At 72.0% G+C, this 24,269-nt stretch carries 18 protein-coding genes; 5 read left to right on the top strand and 13 right to left on the bottom strand.

The features are described 5' to 3' along the window. Positions 1 to 167: 167 nt before the first annotated feature. On the top strand, positions 168 to 1,229 hold the full coding sequence (locus ACQPZZ_RS26915; protein WP_432923566.1) for a hypothetical protein: 1,062 nt from the start codon (positions 168 to 170) through the stop codon (positions 1,227 to 1,229). Positions 1,230 to 1,444: 215 nt separating this feature from the next. On the opposite strand, the gene ACQPZZ_RS26920 is transcribed toward ACQPZZ_RS26915, so the two are convergent. The 4 genes from ACQPZZ_RS26920 to ACQPZZ_RS26935 are packed head-to-tail and all read right to left on the bottom strand — an operon-like array spanning position 1,445 to position 7,024. Further along, positions 1,445 to 2,593, bottom strand: a complete 1,149-nt coding sequence (locus ACQPZZ_RS26920) for an acyl-CoA dehydrogenase family protein (protein ID WP_432923568.1) — start codon at positions 2,591 to 2,593, stop codon at positions 1,445 to 1,447. Further along, positions 2,594 to 3,502 (bottom strand): hydroxymethylglutaryl-CoA lyase, encoded by a 909-nt coding sequence (locus tag ACQPZZ_RS26925; protein ID WP_432923570.1) that lies wholly within the window; start codon positions 3,500 to 3,502, stop codon positions 2,594 to 2,596. It lies immediately after the preceding gene. Beyond that, positions 3,493 to 5,436 carry a biotin carboxylase N-terminal domain-containing protein gene (locus tag ACQPZZ_RS26930; RefSeq protein WP_432923572.1) on the bottom strand — a complete coding sequence of 648 codons (1,944 nt, stop codon included), beginning with the start codon at positions 5,434 to 5,436 and terminating at the stop codon, positions 3,493 to 3,495. The genes ACQPZZ_RS26925 and ACQPZZ_RS26930 overlap by 10 nt, the downstream gene beginning before the upstream one ends. Before the next feature lie 13 nt (positions 5,437 to 5,449). Further along, positions 5,450 to 7,024: a carboxyl transferase domain-containing protein gene (locus tag ACQPZZ_RS26935; RefSeq protein ID WP_432923574.1), complete on the bottom strand. Its 1,575-nt coding sequence runs from the start codon at positions 7,022 to 7,024 to the stop codon at positions 5,450 to 5,452. A gap of 46 nt (positions 7,025 to 7,070) precedes the next feature. Here ACQPZZ_RS26935 and ACQPZZ_RS26940 point away from each other — a divergent pair, with 46 nt between their 5' ends. Genes ACQPZZ_RS26940 through ACQPZZ_RS26950 form a run of 3 tightly spaced genes read left to right on the top strand, consistent with a single transcriptional unit; the run spans position 7,071 to position 8,356 of the window. Then, a complete protein-coding gene (locus ACQPZZ_RS26940) occupies positions 7,071 to 7,661 on the top strand; it encodes an SACE_7040 family transcriptional regulator (RefSeq protein ID WP_432923576.1) in 591 nt (196 codons plus the stop codon). Between the two features lie 39 nt (positions 7,662 to 7,700). Next, positions 7,701 to 7,937 (top strand): hypothetical protein, encoded by a 237-nt coding sequence (locus tag ACQPZZ_RS26945; protein WP_432923578.1) that lies wholly within the window; start codon positions 7,701 to 7,703, stop codon positions 7,935 to 7,937. After that, a complete protein-coding gene (locus ACQPZZ_RS26950) occupies positions 7,934 to 8,356 on the top strand; it encodes a type II toxin-antitoxin system VapC family toxin (RefSeq protein ID WP_432923580.1) in 423 nt (140 codons plus the stop codon). The genes ACQPZZ_RS26945 and ACQPZZ_RS26950 overlap by 4 nt, the downstream gene beginning before the upstream one ends. Before the next feature lie 43 nt (positions 8,357 to 8,399). On the opposite strand, the gene ACQPZZ_RS26955 is transcribed toward ACQPZZ_RS26950, so the two are convergent. Further along, positions 8,400 to 10,613, bottom strand: a complete 2,214-nt coding sequence (locus ACQPZZ_RS26955) for a thiamine pyrophosphate-dependent enzyme (protein WP_432923582.1) — start codon at positions 10,611 to 10,613, stop codon at positions 8,400 to 8,402. A 205-nt stretch (positions 10,614 to 10,818) separates the two neighbouring features. Between ACQPZZ_RS26955 and ACQPZZ_RS26960 the strand changes: the two genes are divergently transcribed. Beyond that, the gene (locus tag ACQPZZ_RS26960) at positions 10,819 to 12,153 is read left to right on the top strand and encodes a hypothetical protein (protein ID WP_432923584.1); all 1,335 of its coding nucleotides are present in this window, start codon (positions 10,819 to 10,821) and stop codon (positions 12,151 to 12,153) included. Between the two features lie 74 nt (positions 12,154 to 12,227). On the opposite strand, the gene ACQPZZ_RS26965 is transcribed toward ACQPZZ_RS26960, so the two are convergent. Genes ACQPZZ_RS26965 through ACQPZZ_RS27000 form a run of 8 tightly spaced genes read right to left on the bottom strand, consistent with a single transcriptional unit; the run spans position 12,228 to position 23,532 of the window. After that, positions 12,228 to 12,929: an aspartyl/asparaginyl beta-hydroxylase domain-containing protein gene (locus ACQPZZ_RS26965; RefSeq protein WP_432923586.1), complete on the bottom strand. Its 702-nt coding sequence runs from the start codon at positions 12,927 to 12,929 to the stop codon at positions 12,228 to 12,230. A gap of 24 nt (positions 12,930 to 12,953) precedes the next feature. Continuing rightward, positions 12,954 to 14,246, bottom strand: a complete 1,293-nt coding sequence (locus ACQPZZ_RS26970) for an MFS transporter (protein ID WP_432923588.1) — start codon at positions 14,244 to 14,246, stop codon at positions 12,954 to 12,956. Further along, complete coding sequence (locus tag ACQPZZ_RS26975; RefSeq protein ID WP_432923590.1) at positions 14,231 to 15,502, bottom strand: ATP-grasp domain-containing protein; 1,272 nt, start codon at positions 15,500 to 15,502, stop codon at positions 14,231 to 14,233. Before ACQPZZ_RS26975 ends, ACQPZZ_RS26970 begins: the two co-directional genes overlap by 16 nt. Before the next feature lie 3 nt (positions 15,503 to 15,505). Beyond that, on the bottom strand, positions 15,506 to 16,780 hold the full coding sequence (locus ACQPZZ_RS26980; RefSeq protein ID WP_432923592.1) for an ATP-grasp domain-containing protein: 1,275 nt from the start codon (positions 16,778 to 16,780) through the stop codon (positions 15,506 to 15,508). 47 nt (positions 16,781 to 16,827) lie between these two features. Then, positions 16,828 to 17,601: an SDR family NAD(P)-dependent oxidoreductase gene (locus ACQPZZ_RS26985; RefSeq protein WP_432923594.1), complete on the bottom strand. Its 774-nt coding sequence runs from the start codon at positions 17,599 to 17,601 to the stop codon at positions 16,828 to 16,830. 26 nt (positions 17,602 to 17,627) lie between these two features. Continuing rightward, entirely contained in the window at positions 17,628 to 18,386 is a 759-nt protein-coding gene (locus ACQPZZ_RS26990; RefSeq protein WP_363638952.1) for an SDR family oxidoreductase, read from the bottom strand. Then, positions 18,383 to 22,675, bottom strand: coding sequence for an amino acid adenylation domain-containing protein (locus ACQPZZ_RS26995; protein WP_432923597.1), 4,293 nt, complete (start codon positions 22,673 to 22,675; stop codon positions 18,383 to 18,385). Before ACQPZZ_RS26995 ends, ACQPZZ_RS26990 begins: the two co-directional genes overlap by 4 nt. Before the next feature lie 56 nt (positions 22,676 to 22,731). Beyond that, positions 22,732 to 23,532, bottom strand: a complete 801-nt coding sequence (locus ACQPZZ_RS27000; protein WP_432934557.1) for a 2OG-Fe(II) oxygenase — start codon at positions 23,530 to 23,532, stop codon at positions 22,732 to 22,734. Positions 23,533 to 24,269: the final 737 nt, after the last annotated feature.

Consider the following 24,269-nt stretch of genomic DNA (forward strand, 5'->3'; position numbering starts at 1 on the left):
CGACCCTGGCCCTGGGGCCCCGGTCGGGTGGCCGACGAGCACCACGGACCTGAAACGAGATCAAATCGTGCCGGTATCGCGTTCAGCTCATGCCCGGCCCACCCGCCCGTCTCGCTACTTTCTCGTGTCTCGGGGACTCGCAATCAAACTTAGGGACAGTAGGCGGGATGACGAGAACTTTCCCGGGGAGACGGATAATCCTCGCGTTGGGGCTCGCGTTGTTCGGCACGGTCATTCCGCATGCGGCGGCTGCCGCTGCGGGGGCCGTTACCAGGGTGGTCGTCATCGCGGGCGATGACACCTACGTGCCGCCCTGGGGTACCGAAACGCATGGGCTCGAGGTGGTGGTGTCGAATCCTTACGCGGAGGAGTCGCTCCCGGCCGTGAAAATCGAGTACCGCAAGGCCGGGGAGAGCGAAACCGCCGGGTGGAGAGAGATGACGATCCCCGCCACGGGGCAGGTCCAGCCCCTGCCTGCTGGAGCGGAGCTGCCGAGCCAGGCGAATGTCAGGGGGACATTCCCCATTTCTTCCACCGACCCCGTGGGCGAGTGGCCATATCGGATTACGCTGATGCGGGGCGGATCCACGCTCGATGTCAAAACGGGGGCGTTGAAAATCGGGGAGGGACCGAGCGTCACCATGACGGTCGACCCTCAGAACGTGGTGCTTCGAAGGCACGTGAAAGTCCCGGCGAACGTCGTCGCCAAGATCGAGCAAGTCGGCAGCGTGACCGACGCCCGGGTGGAGAGCGTGAGACACGGTGACGTCCACCGCCTCAGCACGGCGGTCGGGGAGGACGGATACCTCCGTGACGAGGTCGGCTTCGACGACGCCTCGGCGACCGGCGCGTGGCGGCTGACGATCATCGTCCAGCGGGGCGGAAACAGCTACACCTTCGCCCGCGGCTTCGCGGTGTCCAGGGCCGCGAAGCAGACATCGAAAGTCGTACTTCACGCGCCCTCCAGAGTCGCCAGGGGCAGACTCATGATGCTGACCGGCACGGTCTACCGGGGAGACATCCCGTGGGCCGGCAAGGTCGTCGAAATCTTCTTCAGGAAGAAGGGGACACACCGGTGGACGCTCGTGGACATCGCCAGGACGACGTCCAGCGGACGGTACGCCGAAGTCGTCAGGCCGAAGTACGACGGCCACTGGTACGTCACCGTTTCCGGCACCGGCAAGATCGAGGGCTCAACTTCCGGATACAAGTACGTCGACGTCAGATGACACGACCCGCGAGGGACAAGCCCAGCCAGGGCTGACCCGGGCCGGCAGGCACCCGAGAGTCATGGTCGGCAGCGGCCGCCGCCATCCGGGGACGAGGTGGCGCTCACGCGGTATCCGCCGCCGTCCCGTCCCGGCTCCAGGCCGGTGGACCACAAGGTTCTCACAGTGCTCGACGCCTCGATACGAGGTCCGGAACCTCGCCGTCCGCTGAACCCTCAGGCGGGCAGTCCGAGTTCGCGGGCGATGAGCATGCGCTGCACCTCGCTGGTGCCCTCGCCGATCTCCAGGATCTTCGCGTCCCGGTAGAAGCGGCCGACGGGAAACTCGTTCATGAAGCCGTAGCCGCCGAAGATCTGCGTGGCGTCGCGGGCGTTGTCCATCGCGGCGTCGGACGACACGAGCTTGGCGATCGCGGCCTCCTTCTTGAACGGCAGGCCGGCCAGCATGCGCTCGGCGGCGTGATAGTAGGCCAGCCGGGCCGTGTGCACCCTGGTTTCCATGTCGGCGATCTTGAACTGGATGGCCTGGTAGTGGCCGATCTCCTGGCCGAAGGCCCGGCGCTCCCGCACGTACCGCAGCGACTCGTCCACGCAGCCCTGGGCGAGGCCCACCGACAGCGCGGCGATGGCGACCCGGCCCTCGTCGAGCGTCTGGAGGAACTGCGCGTAGCCCCGGCCGCGCTCGCCCAGCAGGTTCTCCTCCGGCACCCGGCAGTCCGCGAACGCCAGCTCCCGGGTGTCGGAGGCCGACCAGCCGACCTTGGAGTACTTCCGCGACGCCGTGAAGCCGGGCGTCCCCGACGGCACGAGGATCGTGGAGATCTCCGGCCTGCCGTCCTCACGGTGGCCGGTGATCGCCGCCGCCGCGACGACGCCGGTGATGTCGGTGCCCGAGTTGGTGATGAACGCCTTCGAGCCGTTGATCACCCATTCGCCGCCGTCGAGGACGGCCGTGGTGCGCATGCCGCCCGGCACGTCGGACCCGCCACCGGGCTCGGTCAGGCCGAACGCCCCGAGCGTCTCCCCCGCCGCCATCCTCGGCAGCCACCGCTGCTTCTGCGCGTCCGTGCCGAACCGCAGGATGGGCATCTCGCCCAGTGAGACCGCCGCCTCCAGGGTGATCGCCACCGAGGAGTCGACCCTGGCCAGCTCCTCCAGCGCCAGGCACAGCGCGAAGTAGTCGCCGCCCATGCCGCCGTACTCCTCCGGGATCGGCAGCCCGAACAGCCCCATCGCCCCCATCTTGCGGACGATGTCGTACGGGAACTCGCACCGCTCGTAGTAGTCCCCGATGACGGGGGCCACCACCTCGCGGGCGAACTCCTCGACCGACTTGCGCAGTTCGACGTGCTCGTCGTTGAGCATCTAGATCTCCTTGGCGAGAGCCTGGACGACGCGGGACGGGCTCGGCCGGCCGAGGATGCCGGCGAGCCAGAGGCTGGTGGCGGCCAGCGACCTGACGTCCACCCCGGTCTCGACGCCGAGACCGTCGAGCATCCAGACCAGGTCCTCGGTCGCGAGGTTGCCGGTGGCGCTCTTGGCGTACGGGCAGCCGCCGATGCCGCCGGTGGAGGAGTCCACGACCGTGATCCCCCGCTTGATCGCGGTGAGCGTGTTGGCGAGGGCCTGGCCGTAGGTGTCGTGGAAGTGGACGGCCAGCCGGTCGGGCCCGACGCCGGCCTCGGCGAAGGCGTCGAGCAGCGCCTCGACGTGCCGGGGCGTGCCGACGCCGATCGTGTCGCCGAGCGACAGCTCGTAGCACCCGAGGCCGAGCAGCCTGCGCCCGACGCGGGCGACCTGCTCGGGCGCGACCGGTCCCTCCCAGGGGTCGGCGAAGCACATCGACACGTACGCCCTGACCCGCATGCCGTGGGCCAGGGCCCGCTCGACGACCGGGGCGAACATCTCGAACTGCGACTCGACGGTGCGGTTCAGGTTGCGCCGCGCGAACGAGTCGGTGGCGCTGCCGAAGATCGCGATGTCGGTGACACCCCCGTGGTTGCGAGCACAGTGCAGCGCGCGGTCGAGGCCCCGCTCGTTCGGGACGAGCACCGGGTAGCGGACCCCGGGCACCCGGGGCAGGCTCTCCAGCAGCTCGCTCGCGTCCGCGAGCTGGGGCACCCACTTGGGGTGGACGAAACTCGTCGCCTCGATGGTCGTCAGCCCTGCCTCGGCCAGCCGTCCGATGAACTCGCGCTTGACCTCGACGGGCACGACGGCCGACTCGTTCTGCAGGCCGTCGCGCGGGCCCACCTCGTAGATCGTCACTCGCACGGCGTCACCCGCGCCAGGACCGCGTCCAGCTCCACCGTCTGCCCCGGCCGGGCCCGCAGCTCGGCGAGCACGCCGTCGGCCGGCGCCGTCAGGGTGTGTTCCATCTTCATCGCCTCCACGACGACCAGCGGCTGCCCGGCGCTGACCCGGTCGCCCTCGGCCGCCTTCACCAGGAGCACCGTCCCCGGCATCGGGCTGCGGACGACGCCGTCGCCGGCGAGCGCCCCTCCCGGCCGATCCTCCGGATCTCCGGGCTCGTGCCGGGTGACGGGCCAGGCGCGGCCGCCCTCGGCGAGCCACACCGTGTCGCGGTTCCGGGCCACCGCGTACTTGCGGGTGACGCCGCCGAGGGTGACCGCCGCCTCATCGGTGCCGGTCCACTGCATCAGCGCCCGGCCGAGTGAACGATCGTTAACTTCGATTTCCGCGTCGCCGGCCGCGCCCCGCACGCGTACGGGCACGCCGAGCCGGTGCACGGTCCAGGCGGGCTCCCCGACGCGCCAGCCGTCCGCCACGTCCCACGGATCGCCCGAGGCGGAGCGGCCGGAGCCGGAGTGGAAGACGAGCGCGGCGGCGGCCAGCACCTCGTCGGGCACCTCGCCGCTCACCAGGTCGCCGAGCCGCCGCTCGACCAGCCCGGTGTCGAGCCGGCCGGCCGCGACGTCCGGGTCGGCCAGCAGCGCGCGCAGGAACCCGATGTTGGTCGTGACCCCGAGGATCACGGTCGAGGCCAGCGCCCGATCGAGGGCCGCGAGCGCGCCCGCCCGGTCGGGGGCCCAGGCCACCGCCTTGGCCAGCATGGGGTCGTAGTCGCTGCCCACGACCATCCCGCCGGTCAGCCCGGAATCGAACCGCACGCCCTCGCCCGCGGGCTCGCGCAGGGCCAGGATCCGGCCGCCGGTCGGCAGGAAGCCGCGGGCAGGGTCCTCGGCGTAGACGCGCGCCTCGGCGGCGTGGCCGCGAAGGCGCACCTCGTCCTGCCGGAACGGCAGCGGCTCACCCGCGGCGATCCGCAACTGCAGCTCGACCAGATCGAGCCCGGTGACCATCTCGGTGACCGGATGCTCGACCTGGAGCCGGGTGTTCATCTCCATGAAGAAGAACTCGCCCGGCCGGTCGCCGGGGACGATGAACTCGACCGTGCCGGCGCCGACGTACCCGACCGACCGGGCGGCCTCCACCGCCGCCGCGCCCATGCGGGCCCGCGTCTCGTCGTCGAGCAGCGGCGAGGGCGCCTCCTCGACGATCTTCTGGTGGCGCCGCTGGAGGCTGCACTCGCGCTCAGCGAGGTGGACGACGTCGCCGTGGCCGTCGGCCATGACCTGGATCTCGATGTGCCGGGGCCGGTCGACGAACCGCTCGATCAGCAGGGTGCCGTCCCCGAAGGCCGCCGTCGCCGTACGGCGGGCCGACTCGACGGCCGCGGCCAGGCCGTCGGCGGACTCGACCCGCAGCATGCCCTTGCCGCCCCCGCCTGCGGACGGCTTGATCAACACGGGGAAGCCGATGCGCTCGGCGGCCTCGGCCAGGTCGTCGTGCGGCTCCGCGCCGCCGGGCACGACCGGCACGCCCGCGCGGGCGACCGTCTCCTTGGCCCGGATCTTGTCGCCCATGGCCTCGATGGCCGCGGCCGGCGGGCCGACGAACACCAGGCCCTCGGCCGCGCAGCGCCGGGCGAACGCGGCGTTCTCGGAGAGGAAACCGTACCCGGGGTGAACGGCCTCGGCGCCGCTCACGCGGGCGGCCTCGATGACGCCGTCGACGTCGAGGTAGCCGCGCGGAAGCCGTACGGCGAGGTCGGCCTCGCGCACGTGACGGGCGTCGCGGTCGGCGTCGCTGTGCACGGCGACCGCGCGGATCCCCATCGCGCGCAGCGTGCGGATGATCCGGACGGCGATCTCGCCCCGGTTGGCGATCAGGACGCTGGAGAACATCACAAGGCCGACCTCACATCCGGAAGACGCCGTAGCCGACGGGTTCGAGGGGGGCGTTGGCGGCGGCGCCGAGCGCCAGGCCGAGGACGGTCCTGGTGTCCACCGGGTCGATCACCCCGTCGTCCCACAGGCGTGCGGTCGAATAGTAGGGATTGCCCTGGTGCTCGTACTGGGCCCGGATCTCCTCGGCGTCGGCGTCGCCGACCATGGTGAGCACGGTGGCCGCCTGTTCGCCGCCCATGACGGAGATGCGGGCGTTCGGCCACATCCACAGGAAACGCGGGGAGTAGGCGCGGCCGGCCATCGCGTAGTTGCCCGCGCCGAACGAGCCGCCGATGATCACCGTGAACTTCGGCACCCGGGCGCAGGCGACCGCCGTCACCATCTTCGCGCCGTGCTTGGCGATGCCCCCGGCCTCGTACGCCTTGCCGACCATGAAGCCGCTGATGTTCTGCAGGAACACCAGCGGGATCGACCGCCGGTCGCACAGTTCGACGAAGTGGGCGCCCTTGAGCGCCGACTCGCCGAACAGGATGCCGTTGTTGGCCACGATCCCCACGGGGTGCCCGTGGATCCGGGCGAAGCCGGTGACCAGGGTCGGGCCGTATTCCGCCTTGAACTCGAGGAACCGGCTGCCGTCGACCACCCGGGCGATCACCTCGCGCACGTCGTACGGCTGGCGGGTGTCCTGGGGGACGATGCCGTACAGGTCACGCGGGTCCCACAGCGGCGGCTCGGCCGGCGCGACGTCCCAGGGGCGGGGGCTCCTCGGGGCGAGCGTCGACACGATGTCCCGCACGATCTTCAGGGCGTGCGCGTCGTCCTCGGCGAGGTGGTCGGTGACGCCGCTGACGCGGGCGTGGACGTCGCCGCCGCCCAGCTCCTCGGCGGTGACGCTCTCGCCGGTCGCCGCCTTCACCAGCGGCGGCCCGCCCAGGAAGATCGTGCCCTGGTTGCGCACGATCACCGCCTCGTCGCTCATCGCCGGGACGTACGCGCCGCCCGCGGTGCAGGAGCCGAGCACGGCCGCGATCTGCGGGATGCCCCGCGCCGACATCGTGGCCTGGTTGTAGAAGATGCGGCCGAAGTGCTCCCGGTCGGGGAAGACCTCGTCCTGCTTCGGCAGGAAGGCGCCGCCCGAGTCGACCAGGTACACGCACGGCAGGGTGTTGTGGAGGGCGACCTCCTGAGCGCGCAGGTGCTTCTTGACCGTGATCGGGTAGTAGGTGCCGCCCTTGACGGTGGCGTCGTTGGCCACGATCACGACCTCGCGCCCGGCGACCCGTCCCACACCGGTGATGATCCCGGCGGCGGGGGCCTGGTCGTCGTACATGCCGGTGGCCGCGAGCGGGGACAGCTCCAGGAAGCGCCCGCCGGGGTCGAGGAGCGTGTCGACACGGTCCCTCGGCAGCAGCTTGCCGCGCTGGACGTGCCTGGCCCGGGCCCGCTCGGGGCCGCCGCGCGCCGCCACCGCGAGCCGTTCCCTCAGGTCAGCGGAGAGATGCTCGTTGGCTTCCGCGTTGCGCTTGTACGGCTCGCCGCCCGGGTCGCACCGGCTCTCCAGCACCGGCCAGTCACTCGTGCTCATGCTCGGATGTTAATCATCGCTAACAGACTCCGTCTACCATGGTGCCGTGAAGACCGAGAGGACCGCGAAGTCCCCTACCCGCAATCGGCGGGCCGAGATCCTCGACGCGGCCGCGGACCTCTTCGCGGCGCGCGGCTTCCACGGCGTGTCCATCGAGGACATCGGCGCGGCCGTGGGCGTCTCGGGACCGGCGCTGTATCGGCACTTCAGCGGCAAGGAGGCCCTGCTCACCGAGATGCTGCTCGACATCAGTGAGCGGCTGCGCGAGCAGGGGGCGCGGCTGGCCACCACCTCCGCCCCGGACACGGCGGAGGCCGCGCTCGATGCGCTGCTGTCCGGGCACATCGAGTTCGCGCTGAATCACCCCGCGCTCATCCGCGTGCACGAGCGCGAGCTGGACAACGTGCCGGACCAGGCCCGCCGGGCCATCAGGCGGCTGCAGCGGCTGTACGTCGAGGAGTGGGTGACGGTGCTGTCCGAACTGCACCCCGCGTGCCCGCCCGCGCGGCTGCGCGCCGCCACCCACGCGGTCTTCGGCCTGCTCAACTCCACCCCGCGCAGCGCAGGCGAGCTCGCCCCCGAGGCCATGGCCGACCTGCTGCGCACCATGGCCCGCGCCGCGTTGGCGCGGCTCTGAACCCCCCCGCCGCCGGGCTCGCGTCATAGACTCGAAGGCATGACGGCGCCGCGGGAAGAGTATGAGGATCTTCATCGGCTGGTCGACCAGCTCCGGCCAGACCAGGTGCGTGAGGAGCGTGCGCGGCTCCTCCAGTTGGTCCATTCCCGTAAGGAGGAGCCGGAGCTCGGCACTGACGGTCTTCCTACGCTTTTCGGTGCGTTCCGCGCCAATCGGAGCGACGCTTCCGAACAGGTGGAAGAAATCCTTGCGGAGGGCTACGGTCACGAAGCGTGATCGTTGTCGACACCGGTCCGATCGTGGCCGCCACCTTTCTGGACGACAAGAACCACGAGCGTTGCGTACAGGAGTTCGTGCGGCTTAAAGAGGCGAACCGTCCGCTGCTGGTTCCCAGCTTCGTCGCCGCCGAGAGCTGCTACATGCTCGGCAGACTGGGCGGGCCGAAGGCCGAGGCGGCGTTCGTCCGGCTCCTCGAGTCCGGCTGGTTCCGCCTCGTCGATCTGACCGAGTCCGACCTCGCGAGAATCGCGGTCCTCGTCGAGCGATACCACGATCTTCCCCTGGGCGCCGCCGACGCCTCGGTGGTGGCCGTGGCGGAGCGGACGCGGATCGCGGAGGTGATGACCGTCGACGTACGGGACTTCTCGGTGGTCCGTCCCATCCACACGCCCGCATTCACCCTGCTTCCGGCGTAGGTCCGGGCCGTACGCCGCATCGCGGCTTCGACCGTCCGGCCGGTCAGGCGAGCAGTTCGCGGGCGGCGCGTTCGATGTCGGACTCCGACAGCAGGACGGTGTCGGCGGCCGGGCCGAGCGGCACGAAGCTGTCCTGCGAGGTCACCCGGGCGATCGGGCCGCGGAAGCCGTTGTCGACGAGCGCCGCGATCACACTCTCGGAGACGCCGCCGCTGCGGCGGGTCTCGTCGGCGATCAGCACCCGGCCGGTCAGTTCGGCCGCGCGCATGAGGTCGTCGACCGGCAGCGGCGAAAGCCACCGCAGGTCGAGCACCCGGCAGCCCATGTCGTCCGCCGTGAGCCGCACCGCCGCCCGCAGGCTCATGCGCAGGCCGTTGCCATAGGTGACGATGGTGAGGTCACGGCCGTCGCCGTAGGAGCGGGCGCGGCCGACCGGGACGTGCGTCTCGGCCCAGCGCGCCGGCGGCGCGTACGGCGCGAGCCAGCCGTCGTCGCCCTCCTCGAAGAGGTCGCGCGTGTGGTACAGCGCGATGGGTTCGAGGAACACGCAGACACTGCCGTCCGCGCGGGCGGCGGCCAGGCAGGTGCGCAGCATCGCCGCCGCGTCGTCGGGCCGCGCCGGAGAGGCGACGATCACGCCGGGAATATCGCGCAATGCGGCAATTGAGTTGTCATTATGGAAATGCCCCCCAAAGCCCTTTTGATAGGCATATGAGGCGACTCGTACGACCAGAGGATTGCGATACGCACCCTGCGAGAAGAACTGCATGGTCGACGCCTCGCCGCGAATCTGGTCGAGGGCGTTGTGCAGGTAGGCGAGATACTGGATCTCCGGCACCGGCAGCAGCCCCGACACCCCGCTCCCGAGCGCCAGGCCGAGGATCGCCTGCTCGTCCAGCAGCATGTCGAAGACCCGCTCGGCCCCGAACCTGCGCAGCAGCCCGCGGGTCACGCCGTACACCCCGCCCTTGCGGGCCACGTCCTCGCCGAACACCAGGACCCCGGGGTCCAGCGCCATCGCGTCGGCCAGCGTGCGATTGACCGCCTGGGCGACGGTCAGCCTGCCCTCCTGCTCCGGCAGCGTGGCGAACGCCCGCTCGCGCACCTCGGCGGGCGCGGACCGCACGGCCTCGGCGGCCACCGCCTCCGGACGGCGCGGCGCCAGCGGCGCCGTCACCTCCGCCGCCGTGACGAGCCGGGGCCGCCGCGCGCACTCCATCGCGAGCTTCAGGACGTGGTCCCGCTCGGCCTCGTAGCGCGCCAGCAGCTCGTCGGGCTCGGCCAGGCCCGCCTCCACGAGCAGCCTCGCCGTAAGGACCAGGGGGTCGCGATCCAGGTCGGCGGCGATCTCCCGGCGGGTGCGGTAGCCGATCTCCACGTCGGAGCCGGCGTGCCCCAGCAGGCGCACGGTGCGCAGGTGCAGGAACGCCGGGGCGCGGTTGAGCCGCACGTGCTCCACGGCACGCAGCGCCGCGTCGTAGGTCTCGGCCAGATCGCAGCCGTCGGCCTGGACGTACTCCAGCAGGGGGTGCCTGGCCCTCTCGATCCACTCCGGCGGCGTCTTCACGCTGATCCCGAGGCCGTTGTCCTCACACACGAAAAGCACCGGGATCTGCAGGCCGCGGAAGCGGCCGTACGCGGCGGTGTTCAGGCCGGTCAGCGCGGAGGCGTGGTTCGCCGACGCGTCCCCGAAGCTGCAGACGGCGATGGCGTCCGCCGGCCAGGGCGAGGGCAGGCCGAGCGTGCGCGCCCGCTCGATCGCGAAGCCGACGCCGACGGCGCGCGGCAGGTGGCTGGCGATCGTTGAGGTCTGCGGGATGACGGCGAGGCTCGGGTGGCCGAACACCTTGTGCCGGCCGCCCGCGATCGGTTCCTCGGCCGACGCCGAGATTCCCAGCAGGACGTCGCGCAGCCCTTCCTCGGCCAGCCGGCCGGCCTGGGCCGAGCGGGTCAGATAGAAGGCGCCGGAGCGGTAGTGCAGAAGCGCGGGGTCGTCCACACGGAGCGCGGCGGCGACGGCGGCGTTGCCCTCGTGCCCCGACGACCCGATCGTGTAGAAGCCCTCGTCGCGCTCACGCATGAGGCGTGCGGCGACGTCGAGGAGCCGGCTGCCGAGCTGCACGGCGAACAGTTCACGGCACCGCGTGCCCGTCAGGCCCGTGCCCGGCCGCACCGGCAGGTCCGGATCCCGGGAGGGTCCGGGGGTCAGGGCCCCGACGGCCTCGGCGAAATGCGTCTCCAAAGCGTCCCGCACCACACGGCCGATTATGTCGCACGATGCACGCTCCGTCCCGCACAGCGACAACTCCGTACGCCAGTGGAATATGGATCATGCGTTTTGACACGAATCGATGACGATAAGTCATAGCGCTCAACCTTCGCCGGCATTCGCCCGTCTACTCGTAGTGAATGACGTGGCACCCTCAGGCCGCGTTCAACCACCGGGAAGGATGGTTCACCGGATGTTGAAACGCATTCAAGCCGCGATCGCGGCAGTGGCTCTGGGAGGGGCGGCCCTCGTCGCGCTCCCGGCCACCGCCGGCGCGGCGACGGCAGCAGGTCCCGGCGACCTGACCGTCTCCCCCAGCCCTGTGGTCGTCGGCACCGGCGCGGGCACGACGGCGACCTTCACCTACAAGGCGTCCGAGGAGGGCGCGGCGAGGCTGGTCGACCGCGACGGCCGCACCGTGATGCTCGATCCCGGCCCCTCGGGCTCCGGCGCCTACACGGCCAGGTACGGCTTCACCTTCAGGGACGAGCCGGGCGCCTGGAAGCTGGAGGTGCGGGCCGGCGGCGGCACGGCGAGCAAGGAGTTCCAGGTCCACTGGACCACCGACCTCGACTTCGACGCGGCGCCGGACGTCGTCGACCGGGGCGACCGCATCAGGCTGACCGGCGCGCTGACCTACCGGGACGGCGCCGGGCGGCAGGCGTACGACGGGCAGAACGTCCACCTCGCCTTCAAGCCCGTCGGCGGCTCCTACACCCGGGTCGGCTTGGTGACGACGGACCGGCACGGCCGGTTCTCGATCAACGTGCCGGCGCCCGGGAGCGGCTGGTGGCGCGCCGAGTTCGAGGGCTCCTCCGTCGCCGAGCCCGCGACGAGCGACAGCGACCGGGTCGACGTCAGGGCCCAGGCCAGCCGCACCCGGATCACCGGATTCGACGCCTCCCCCGAGCCCGTCGACGCCGGTGACGCGCTTCGCCTTCGCGGCCGACTGGAGATCTCCGGCTTCGCCGGCTGGAGCGGCTACCCGGGCCGGCAGGTGAAGATCTCGTTCAAGCCGGCCGGCGGTTACCGCTGGCAGTACGTCACCTCCGACTGGACCGACTCCTACGGCCGCTTCTCCGCGGACGTCACGGCCAGGACCTCCGGCTGGTGGCGGGCCGAGTTCGAGGGCGCCGGCGGGGCGGGCTACTCGGCGAGCGCGACCGACTACGTGACGGTCCGCGTGCCCCGGCCGACGCCTCCGCCCACGCCCAAGGCCGACACCCGGGTCGTCCAGTTCAACGCCGCGCCGGAGCCGGTCAGGTATCACCGGTACCTCACCTTCCGGGGCGCGCTCCAGGCCTGGGACGACGGCTGGGAGGGCTACGGCCACCAGAAGGTGAGCGTGTGGTTCAAGAAGGCCGGCGGCTCCTGGCACTACGTCAAGACGCTGCGGACGAACAGCACCGGCAAGTTCTGGGGCAAGACCAAGGCGTCGGCGTCCGGCTACTGGAGGGTCGTCTTCGCCGGGAACGGCGAGGCCGGTCGCTCCACCAGCCGGAGCGACTGGGTGCGCGTGAAGCGCTAGGCGATCACTGAGCCGGCCCGGGGCGTGCCGCACGCCCCGGGCCGGTTCACGCCTCGCGACGGTGATCTTCCGGGCTAGGCGTCGTGCATGACGTCGTAGCGGGACGCCTCGACGAACTGCGGGGCCCACTTGCGCTTCTGCCGCAGGAGCGCGCGGTTGAGAAGGTCGGCGAACGGGCCCAGGGGCCGCCGGAAGTCGACGATCACGACGATGCGCGACTCGTCGCTCTCGTTGATGACCTCGTGTTCGAAGGAGACGTCCAGGACGACGCCCTCGCCCTCCTTCCAGGTGTAGTAGTCGCGGTCGAGCCTGATGCGGGGCGGGTTGCTCTTCGGGACCCGCACGCCGAGGTGATAGCGCATGATGCCGGCGTACGGATCCCTGTGCGACGGCAGCGGGACGCCCGGCTCCAGGATGGAGACCATCGCGTTGACGACGTTCGGGGTCGACTCCGCGAAGGCGAGCAGAGCGGGCAGGTCCTCCCTGGCCAGCTCGTTCGGCTGCCCGAACATGTAGGCGTAGTAGAGGCGCCAGTCCTCGGAGACCTGGGCCGCCCGCACCGGGTCGAAGTTGCCGTACCTCGGAATGGTCCGGCGGGCGACGAGGGCGTCCACCTCGGCCTGGATGGTCGCGAACTGCTCCTCCAGCTTCCTGGCCGCGGGGAACACCACGTGCGGCGAGAGAAGCCTCGGCCGGTGCGGTCCGCCTTTGCGCAGAAAGACCCAGTTCGCAAAGGCGCGGAGCCGCGGATTGTTGACGCTGGGCGATCCCTTCATGACCTGCTCCTGACTCGGTCGGTGTCAGTCAGCCCGGGGGGTGGCCGCGAACCGCGTGTCACGGATCCGGGCAGACGGGGAGATGTAGCCCGCGATGAGCCGGCCCACGCCGATGATTCCGATCAGTGCGGGCCAGCCCAGCACGGGCATCGCGGTCACCATGCCGCCGACGAGCAACGGTCCGGCGGCGCTCTGGGTGGCCTCGCCCAGGACGCAGGCGCTCTGGTAGAAGCCGTGCTCGCCGTCGCCGGCGAGCGTCGCGGACAGGCCCCACTCGCCCGCCGCCTCGAACATCTCTCCCGCGGTGAGCGCGATCGTCGCGGCGACGAGCACGACCGTCTGGAGCGCCGGCGGCGCGAAGCTCACCAGGCCGAGCAGCACGCAGCACGCCGCGGTCCACACGGCCGAGCCCCTGAAACACCGCAGCGCGCGCTCCGTCGTCGCGGCGAGCCTGCTCACCGGGATCTGACCCGCGATGGTGATCACCGCGTTGAGCATGACCAGCCACCCCAGCACGGACACCTGCACCGACGTGTGCCTTGTGATCCACAACGGCAGCGCGGTGGTGAGCAGCGTCGCGTGGACCGTGAGGATGGTCGTCGCCACGGCGAGCGCGGCCCCGGTGCGCAGGTCGCGCGGCCGCCGTCGCACCGCCCCCGCCGTCGCGGCGTCCGCCCGGGCGTCGTCCGCCGTCGCCTCGTCCGCCCGAGCCGTGGCCCGCGTACGGCTCCGGGGCCCCAGCGGTGTCGTGGCGAAGCACACGGCCATCAGGACGTAGACGCCGCCGATGAGCAGATAGGCGAGCGCGTATCCGGCCGCCGAGTTGTCCGACAGCAGCCACACGGACAGCAGCCCGCCCAGTGCGAACCCGACGTTCGACACCGTGCGCCCCCAGGCGAGCGTCGTGACCGCGTCGTCGCCCACGCCCGCGAGCATCGCCCGCCTGACCACGTTCCCGGCGCTGTCGAACCCCCCGGCGGCCAACAGGACGATCATGAGGATCCACGGCGAGCGCGTCTGCGCCGCGATCGGCACCAGGACCGCCGTGCAGACCGCGGTGATCGCGCCGAGCTCCCGGCCACGGCCGCGGTCGATGAGCATCCCGGCGGGGACCGCGACGGCCGCGGACGCCGTGCCCCACATGGTCAGCCCCGTGGTCGCGGCCAGCGGGCTCAGCCCGGCCACCTGGAGCAAGTACACCATCACGGTGGCGAGGAACGTCCCCTTGCCCACCGACAGCACCAGGGTCGCGGCCAGCAGCGTACGGGCCCGCCGCGGGGGGCCCGACCGGGCGAGAGCGGCTAGCCGAGCGCGCACAGCCCGCCCCGGGAGGCGCGCCACGTCCGCACGGCGCCGTCCGGCTCCTCGAAGGTGAAGCGCAGATGCGCCAGGCACTGGTCCACGGTCTTGACCATCGTGTCGTGATCGGGCGCGCTGCCGCGCAGGAAGTCCAGCTGGAAGGTCATGACGCTCGGCGGCAGCTCCCTGCCGAGGGGCACCCGCTGGACGTAGTCGATCACTCCCGGCTCCCGCCGGACCGCGTCCGCGCCGTCGGCCCCGCGCAGCACCCCGCCCCCGGCCGGCGGGCTGTTCCAGCAGTGGAACTCGACCGACCCCGCGGGGTTCGCGGGAACCGGGTCCACCGGTTCGCCGCAGGCCACGGCGATCCCCAGCTCCAGCAGGTCCAACCCGGCCCCCCGGCGGTACAACTCGCTGTGGAAGCCGCCGAGCCTGCCGTTGACCTCGATGATCCTTGGCCCCCGCGGCGTGAGCTTGATCTCCGTGTGCACCAGGCCCTGCCGGACGCCGAGCGCCTCCGCGGCCCGCGACGCCAGGCGTACGACCTCGTCGCGCGCGGCCGGGGGCAGGTGCGTGGGCAGGAACTGGCCCTGCTCGCGGAACGGGTCGAGCAGGGGGAACTTGCCGGTGACCCCGAGCGTGAACGCCCGGCCGCCGGCGAAGAGCGACTCCACCGACACGTAGTCGCCGAAGTCCCCCTGGTCGCGGCCCTCCAGGTACTCCTCCAGCACGAAGGGACGCTCGGCGCTCGGCGCCACCCCCGCGGGCAGGCCGGTGGGGTCCTCCACGAGGTAGGTGTCCTGGCTGCTCTGGCTGCGCAGCGGCTTGACCACCACCGGGTCCCGCCGGCTCCCGAGCACCGCCAGGGCCTCGTCGCGGCTGGTCACGACCACGGACGCGACGGCGTCCACCCCGGTGCCGGCCAGCCGCCGCCGCTGCGCCCACTTGTTGACGAGCACCGTCGTCGTGTCGTGATCGTGGAACGGCAGCCCCAGCCCGGCGGCGAGGTCGGTGGTCAGAGGGAGCATGCCCTCGCTGAACGTCGTGACCCCGCACGGCCGGTGGCGCCGCAGTCGCGCGATCGCGTCGCCGGGATCGCCCGGGTCGCACTCGACGAGCGGCCCGAACGCCGTGTGGACGGCCTTGGCCTGCTCGTCCATCGCCCCGGCGACGGCCACGAAGACCGGCTCGTGCCCGCGGGCCGCCGCGGCCCGCGCGATGTCGGCGGGTCCCGCGGCCGCGTTCGGGACTACAGCGGCTATCACCGTGCCCATGTCTCACCTGCACTCGTCGTCGCGGATCCGGTACACCCGGTCCTTGAGTTCCTCGATGCGCGCGTAGTCGCGGTTCACCGCGTCCATGTCGCGCCCGCACATGAAGATCCGGAGCGTGCTCGAATAGAGGTCGACGGTCGGGCGGATGCGTTCGCCCGGCGCGATCTTCAGGTCGAGGCCGAACACGGTCTCCAGGGCGGCGATCTCGTCGGCCACCGCGTGGTCGACGGCCTCGACGACGCCCGAGAGCGTCGTGGAGGTGGTGCAGCAGACCGCCTCCAGCCGCTTCGCGTACCGCCGCCCCGCGTACCCCCGCATGAACCGGCCGGGGTCGAGGTAGGCGAGCGCCGTGACCGTCGCCTGGTTCGCGCCGGCGCAGCGGTCGTGGAATCCCGGATGCATGTTCCCGCCGATGCGGGCGCCGACCTCCACCAGGGCCGCTCCGCCGGGCGTCCACATCACCTCCGCGTGCGCCGGACCGAAGTCGACGCCCAGCGCGGCCAGCGCCCGGTCCACGTAGTCGATCAGTTCCGGCGCCGGGTGCTCGTCGGCCGCCAGGAGCCGCTCGCGGTCGTAGATGTTGCGGCCGGACGGGAGCAGCCGCTTCTGGTACTCCCACACGCCGCACACGTAGCGCCGCCCCGCGTACGACACCGTGTCGACGACGTACTCGACGCCGCGCAGGTACGACTGGACCAGCGCCTCCCGGTTGGCCTCGCAGTAGATCGTCTCGGAGGCCAGCACGGCCTTGGCCGCGTCGCGGACCTCCTCCGCGTCGCGGCAGACGAACACGCCGTCACCGGCGGCCGACCTGAGCGGCTTGACCACCACCGGGTAGTCCGCGGCGCGCTCCGCCCAGGCGACGAGCGCCTCGACGTCCCCGGCCTTGAACTGGTCGGCGCAGTGCAGCCCGGCCTCGCGCAGCACCTCGATCATCCGGTACTTGTCGCGCCGGGCCTGCGACAGCGCGGTGCCGTTCGTCGTCAGGCCCAGGCGTTCCGACAGGACGTCGGCCAGTGGCACGCCCGGCTCCTGCCCGGCGGCGACGCACACCGGCGCGTACGGCCTCAGCCGCGCCAGGGTGCCTTCGACGTCCTCGTGCACGATGGTCGCGCGGTACACGCTCAGGTCGGGAGCGGGCATCGACGGCATGAGCTCGGGCGTGCTCTGGACGTGGACCAGGTCCGCGCCCAGGGCGCCGAACTCCGGCGGCAGGTATTTCGCCGACGTGTACGCGTCGACGAGCACCACGACGGGTCTGTCCGATGACGGCGGCAACGGCACTCCTTCTGATCGAGGTCAGGACTGCGCTCGCCGGGCGAGCGTCAGGTGGACGAGAACCCCCCGTCAACGAAGATCGTCTGCCCGGTCACGTAGGCCGAGGCGTCGCCGGCCAGGAAGACGGCGATTCCGATGAAGTCGTCCAGCTCGCCGTTCCGGCCGATCATGGTGCGGCGCGCCATCGCCTCGCTGCGGTCCGGGTCGCTGAAAACGGCCTGGGTCAGCGGGGTGCGCACGAAGCCCGGCGCCACGGCGTTGACGCACACGCCGCGGGCCGACCACGCCTCGGCCTGGGACCGGGTCAGCGCCGCGATCCCCGCCTTCGAGACTCCGTAGGCGCCGCTGTTGCCGAAGGCGCGGATCGACTGCTGGGACGCGATGTTGATGATCCGGCCCCAGCCCCTGCCCGCCATGCCCGGGCCCAGACGCTGGCCGAGCACGAACGGCGCGTCGAGGTTGAGGCGCATCGTCAGGTCCCAGTCGTCCTCGGCGAGGTCGTCCATCGGCGGCCGGAGGTTCACTCCGGCGGCGTTGATCAGGATGTCCGGCGTCCCGTGCCGTTCCAGCAGCTCGTCGGCCACCTTGTGCACCGCCTGGCGCTCACCGAGGTCCCCGCTGATCCAGGAGGCGGCTCCGCCGGCCGCGCGCATCTCGTCCGCGGCGTCCTCCAGCGCCTCTGCCCGGCGCGAAATCAGCACCACCTCGGCTCCGGCACGGCACAAGGCCATCGCCATCGCCCTCCCGATGCCCGAACTGCCGCCCGTGATCGCGGCTTTGCGGCCGTGCAGCGAGAACAACTCGGTGAGGAATGCGTCCATGGGTGCTCCTTCGCGCGATGACGACGTCAGATCTTCTGCCGAGTGGGGCGAAGGCGGATGTCGTCGAGATGCACGTGGGGCGGCCGGTCGACGGCGAACCCGACGACCTCGGCGACATCCTCCGGCACCAGCAGGGGTCCGTTCTGCTCGGCGACGGCTTCGAACCACTCGGGGTCATAGCCTGCCGTCTCCTGGAAGCCGGAGCGGACGAAACCGGGTTCGATCAGGGTGACTCTGATGCCGTGGACGCAGACCTCCTGACGCAGCGCCTCGACCAGCGCGTGCACGGCGAACTTCGTCGAGCCGTAGACGGGGTTGGCGGCCGAGACCTGCCGCCCGACCGTCGAGCCGATCACCACCACGTCGCGCACGCGCCGTCCGCCGTCCGCCTCCGCCTGCTTCTTGAACTCGGCGGCGGACGCGCGGAGCTGGTGGAGCACGGCGAGGTAGTTGGCCTCGACGAGCTCCCGCCACCTGCCGGGGTCGGACCGAAGGACGGTGCCGGGCAGGCCGCGGCCGGCGGACGCGACGAAGACGCTCGCCGCGCCGAACTCGCGTTCGGCCGCGGCCAGCAGCTCCTCCGTGTGGCCGGGCCTGGTCATGTCTCCCGCGAACGGCACGACGGCGCCCGGGTGCCCGGCGAGCTCACGGACCAGTTCGGCCAGCCGGTCCTCCCTGCGGCCCGCGGCGACCACCCGCATGCCCCGCCGGGCGAAGCAGGCCGTGATCGCCCGCCCGATGCCCGACGAGGCCCCCGTGACGATCGCGATGCGCCCCTCAGTCATGTCCCCTCCGACCTGCCGGGGGCGAGGGAGATCTCGCCCTGCTGGATCAGACCCGTGAAGTACTCCCGCAGCCACGCGCGGCTGGGCGGCGGGAACTCCACGCCGAGTTCGGCGAGCAGGCGCCGGGTGCGGGTGTGGTCGTACCGGACGTTGCGTTCGGGCCTGCTCGCCCACAGGTGCGCGAGCGCGACCTGCTCGTCGTCTCCGCCGAGGTGGCGGCGGAACAGACCGGCGAAGTCGGCGGCCTCGTCGTCCTCCACCGCGCATCCCAGCTCGCGCAGCGCCGCGAAGATCTCCCCATAGGAGATCCGGTGGTGCGTGTCGACGTGGAAGGTGCCTCCGTGCACCCGGGTGCTGCGGGAAATCGCGAAGATGCCGGCGGCCACGACGTCCACGGGGCTCAGCGCGAGGGTCTCGGCGCCCACGGCCGGCACCCGCCCCAGACGGACGGCGGCGCGCAGCAGCTGGACCAGCCGGTTGTCGCCGCCGTTGCGCTGGAATCGGCCCGACACCGAGTGTCCCGTGACGTTTCCGGTGCGGTAGACGAACCCGGTGCCGCCCTGCGCGACGAACTCGTGGACCAGGCGCTCGGCGGCGTACTTGCTGCGCTCGTACTCGTTCAGGAACCGCTGGCCGATGTTCAGGGTGTCCTCGGAGAACACGGCGGGCTCGCCCTCCGGGCCGCGGCCGCAGACCGCCAGCGTGGAGACGTGGTGCAGGTCCTTGGGACGCCCGGTCGCCGCGAGACGGATCAGCGCCCGCACCGGCTCGACGTTGTGCCGTTCGAAGGACTCCCGCCCGGCGAACAACCGCGTGTCGCCGGCGAGGTGGTAGATGGCCTCCACCTCCCGGCTCAGCGCCGTGTAGTCCTCCTCGCCGAGCCCGAAGCGGGGCTCCGACAGGTCTCCGGCGAGCACGGTGACGCGGTCGCCGTACCGGCCGAGGTCCTCGCCCGGCAGATACCACGCGTACGCCTCCCGCAGCCGGTCGGCGGCAGGCCGCCCCTCCGCCGGGCGCACCAGGCAGCGGATCTCGCCGTCGGTGCGGGTCAGGAGGAGGTGCAGCAGGTGCACGCCGATGAAGCCGGTCGCACCGGTGAGCAGGACGGTGCCGTAGTCGCGGGACGGCGGCTCCGGAGGTTCGCCGAGCAGGGCCCGCGGCACCTGGGCGAACAGCCCGGAACTCGACCCGCGCTCCACGACGAGCCGGCCCTCGGTGTACGGGACGCCCGCGGCCTGCACCAGGTGTGCGCGGGTGGCGCGGGCCAGGCGCAGCATCCGCTCGGTGTCGTGCCGGCGTGAGCTGTAGGACAGGTCCGCGACGAGCTGTCCGTCGATGACCCGGGCGGTGAGTTTGAGGTCGTAGACGCGGTCGTTGCCCGCCCCTCGCACCGGCCCCACCGCGTGCCGCGACAGCGCCGGGCGCAGGTCGTCGCCGTACGGCAAGGGGAAGGAGCCGAGGTAGTTGAAGCACACGTCCGAGCGCCGCGGCCGCCCGTGCAGGCCGTACGCGACGCCGAGGCGGGGCACGCCGTGCAGGGCGGTGGCCACGGACTTGCAGGTGGCGGCGACGTCGCCGGCGACGACGCCGATCAGGACGGGGAAGGTCGAGGTGAACCAGCCCACGGCGCGGGAGACGTCCAGCGCGTCCCCGAGGGAGGCGCGGCCGTGACTCTCGACGTCCACCACCACATCGTCGGTGCCGCGCAGCTCGGCCAGCGCCTGGGCGAAGGCGCCGAGGAGCGCGGCGTGGGGCGGCGTCCCCCCGGAGGCCGACCCCTGGGCCAGCGCCTCGCTCTCCGCGCGGGACAGCCGGAACCACACCGACCACGCGTCCCGCTCGCGGTTGTCGTCGCCGTCTCCTGCGGGCGGCGGGGCGGGGAGGCGGTCGAGGTCGATCCAGTAGGCGAGGTCCGCGCGCAGTGCGCCTGCCTGGTCGCGCAGGTGCGTGGCCCACGCGCCGAAACCGGTGGTGCCCGGGGCCGTGACCGGCCGGTCGCCGTGCAGGCGTGCGCTGTAGCAGCGGCTGAGGTCGTTCACGATGATGCGCCAGGAGACGGCGTCGACGGCCAGGTGATGACAGATGAGCAGCAGGTGGGCCCGGCCGGCGCCGCGGAACAGATGCGCCCGGAAGACGGCGCCGTCCGCCACGCTGATCTCGGCCTGGCGGGCCGCCGCGACCTCCCGGATGTGCCCGGCGGCCCGGCCCTCGCCATGCGGCAGCTCCGACACGCTGAAGACCTGCCCGGGCTCGACGACCTCGCGCAGGCGGCCCGCCGCGCCCGTCCTGAAGGCGGTGCGCAGCAGGGGGTGCGACCGGACCACGTCGCCGACGGCGGCGGCGAGCTCCGCCGGCCGCACCGCCCCGTCGACGTCCAGGAGCAGGGCCTGGTTCCACTGGTCCGGCTGGGCGAAGTCCTGCCGGAAGAACCACTCCTGCGCCGGGGACAGGACGGCGTCGTCGTCCGGGAGCGGGACGGCCCCGGGACCGTCCGGTTCACCGTCGCGCTCGCCGTCCGACTCACGGGCCTGCGCGCCGGCCGCGATCCTGGCGGCCAGCGCCGCGGGCGTCGGCTCGGCCAGGAAGGCCGCTGCCGAGATCCGGTAGCCCCTGACCTGGAGGTCGGCGATGACCTGGATGGCGTCGATGGAGCTGCCGCCGATCCGGGTGAAGTCGTCGTCGACGCCGAAGTCCCCGTGGCCGAGGTGCCTGCGCCACACGGCGCACACCTCGGCGAGGATCGGGTCGCCGGCGTCCCGCACGCGCCCGGCCCGCCCGGCCAGCCGCTCCTCGACCATGCCGGCGATCGCGGCCTGGTCGGTCTTGCCGTTGCCGTTCCCGGGGAAGGCGTCGAAGATCTCGACATGGTCCGGGACCATGTACGGCGGGAGAACGCCGAGCGCCTCCTGCCGTAGATCGGCCGCAGGCGCGCCGGGCGCGGTCAGCACCGCGGCGACGAGCGCGGGCCGCTCCCCCGGCCGGTGGACCACGACCACGTCGGCCACCGCGGGCAGCCGGCGCAGCGCCGCCTCCACATGGCCGAGCTCGACCCGGTAGCCACCGATCTTGACCTGTCTGTCTCCCCGGCCGAGGAACTCCAGCACGCCCCGCGCGTCGGCGCGCACCTTGTCGCCCGTACGGTAGACGCGCCCCAGGCCGGGAAGGGCCGGGTCCTCGGTGAAGGCAGCCGCGGTGGCGGCGGCGTCACCGCGGTAGCCGAGCGCGACCGACGGCCCCGCCACGTACAGCTCGCCGGCCGCGTCCCGCTCGTGGTAACTCCCGTCCTCCGTCCGTACGAGCAGCCGGGTCGCGCCCAGCGCGGTGCCGATCGGCACGGAGGCGGCGTCGCCGAGGGCGTCCACGTCCGCCGTGCCGGTGAGCACGTGCGCCGCGACGCCGACGGTCGTCTCGGTGGGGCCGTAGTGGTTGACGAGCGCGCGGGTGATCCCCGAGGCGAGGGTCCGGCGGGCGAGCGGCGGCGCCAGGAGCTCACCGCCGAGCAGCAGGAAACGCAGGTCCGGCCGGGTCGCCGGGTCGCCGCCGAAGGCGCGGAAGACGGCGTTCCAGTGCGAAGGCGTCGTCTTCAGGACGTCGATCCGCTCCGCCCGCAGGTAGCGGAGCAGCCCCTCGGGGTCACGGCGGGTGGCGTCGTCCACGAGGTGCAGCGACCCGCCGGTCCACAGGGCGAGGAACAGGCAGGTGTTGCCCAGGTCGGCGGCCAGCGTCGTCACGTGCGCGTACGCGAGCGGTTCCGCGACGCCGAGCCGGGCGAGCAGCGACTCGGTGTAGTGCCGGACGTTGGCGTGGGAGACCATGACGCCCTTCGGCACCCCGGTCGAGCCCGACGTGTACAGGACGTAGGCGGTGTCGCCCGCCTCGGGCTCGTCGAGGCGGGCCCGCGGGAGGCGGTCGTCGCCGTCCTCGTTCACGTCCAGCACGGGCAGGCCGTGCCGGAGCAGCTCCTCCCCATAGGGGGAGGAGGTGACGACGAGGTCGGGGCCGGCCGCGGCGAGCCGGCCCGCGCATTCATCCGTCCGCCCGGCCGGCTCGACGACCGTGTACGCGGCGCCCGCGCCGAGCACGGCCAGCAGGGCCGCCACCGCGTCCGGTGTGCGGTCGAGGTGGACGCCCACGAGAGAGCCCCGGCCGATGCCCCGGGCCCGCAGGCGGTGGACCAGGCCGGACACCCGGCCGTCGAGCTCGGCGTAGGTCAGCCGGTCCCGGCCCACGGCGACGGCCATCCGGTCGGGACGCGTCCTTGCGTGTCTGCGAACGAGCGCCGCGATCATGCGGTGGTCAATCCTCCGGTCTCGGCTGTCGGTCGTGGGGGCCGCCGGTGCGCCCGTCAGCTCCAGAAGACGAGAGGCTCCTGCGGGCCCTTCGTGGCGATGAACGCGGCGGCGCCGACACGGTGCTTGCCGTGGCCGGGCGTCACCGCGTGGAGCATCCGCGGGCTGAAGATGATGAGGTCGCCCGCGGCGGGGTGGATCTGATGGACCGGAGGCTCGACGGTCTTGGGGTCCAGGCCCTCGACGTCGAGGATGATGTCGGTCTCCTCCCGGGTGGGCTCGCGCAGCCACAGCTGCAGGTCGCCGCCCTCGTCCGGCACCTGGAGGTAGATGTTGGCCACGAGCTGGTTGAGCACGCCCTGGATCTCGGGGGCGTCGGTCTCCTGGTCGATGGCGTCGTTGTGCGGGTAGAACTCCGAGGTCGTGGGCTGGAAGACCCGGAACGCGCCGACGAAGCAGGCCCGTCCGCGCAGCCGCAGCAGGTTGGCCCCGGCCGGCCACAGCTCCTGCAGTTCCAGGCGCACCTTGTCCACCGGGGCCAGGTACGGGTGGAACATCGAGCGGACGTCCCTGATCGACGGCAGGGCGGCGTCGTGGTACTGCTTCGTGAGCTCGGGGTCCCACTTCGTGTCGATGTGGGGCATGTACACGCGGCCGACGCTGCTCGTGTGCAGCTTGTGGTAGTGACCGAGCGCCGGATGGTCGATCGCCTTCTGCGCGACCTGTTCCGCGATGTCGGCAGGGTAGTACCCCCGGACGTGAATCGCGCCGATCCGCCGATCGGCCAGCTGGAGCAGCGTCTCCGTGGTGAGTTCGGTGGCGATCTCGTTGGTGGCGCATCGGACGACGTTCGACATGACGGTCACGAGTTGCTCCTCGATGGTCGGGGACTGGTCGAACCGGTCTCGCGGACGCGCGGGCGTCCGGGTACGCGACGGCGGCCGGCGGGGAGGCGGCCGGGCCACGCCCCGCCGTACGGTGGCGGCGGGGCCGCCTGGCGCTCGAGGAACCGGATGCGCGGCGGCCTGAGCCGTTCTCCGCTACGCATGCACGGCCCCCGTACGATGCCAGGCGTATGAGGATCTGAAAGTGCCGTTATCTCCGGGCAATTCGCCGCCGCGCTTCCGCACCGGCCGTTCATCGGCCGGCGATGCGGTGCGCCGCGCCGATGCGCGCCGTCATGGCCGCGGCGTCGCTGTCCGGATCGATCTGTCTACGTCACCACGGGCAGGTCGGCGAGCCGAAGGCCGCAATCGGGTTCGGGATATGCGCTCACAGATGTCCGAGAATTCACGAGGCACCTTTTTGAGAGTGGATACGGCGACGGCACGGTGTCACAACGAACCGCCGCCGCCCCCTATATGCTCGTTTATCCGGCAATTTGCGCCACAAGTGGTTATACAGGAGGTGTCAAAGCCGAGTCAAGCGCCGTTTCGAGGTCGACGGAAAGGGTGAGCTCGCCCCACACGGCGCCACGGCGACACACAAATACGCCCTATACCGACTTTATTAGTCGGGAAATTCCGGCGATTACGGCCGCGAAATCGCCTCGTTATCCGGAATTCCGAAAACGCTCACGCACGGTGACGCGAAA

The organism is Microbispora sp. CA-135349 (assembly GCF_050947365.1).
Taxonomy (GTDB): Bacteria; Actinomycetota; Actinomycetes; order Streptosporangiales; family Streptosporangiaceae; genus Microbispora.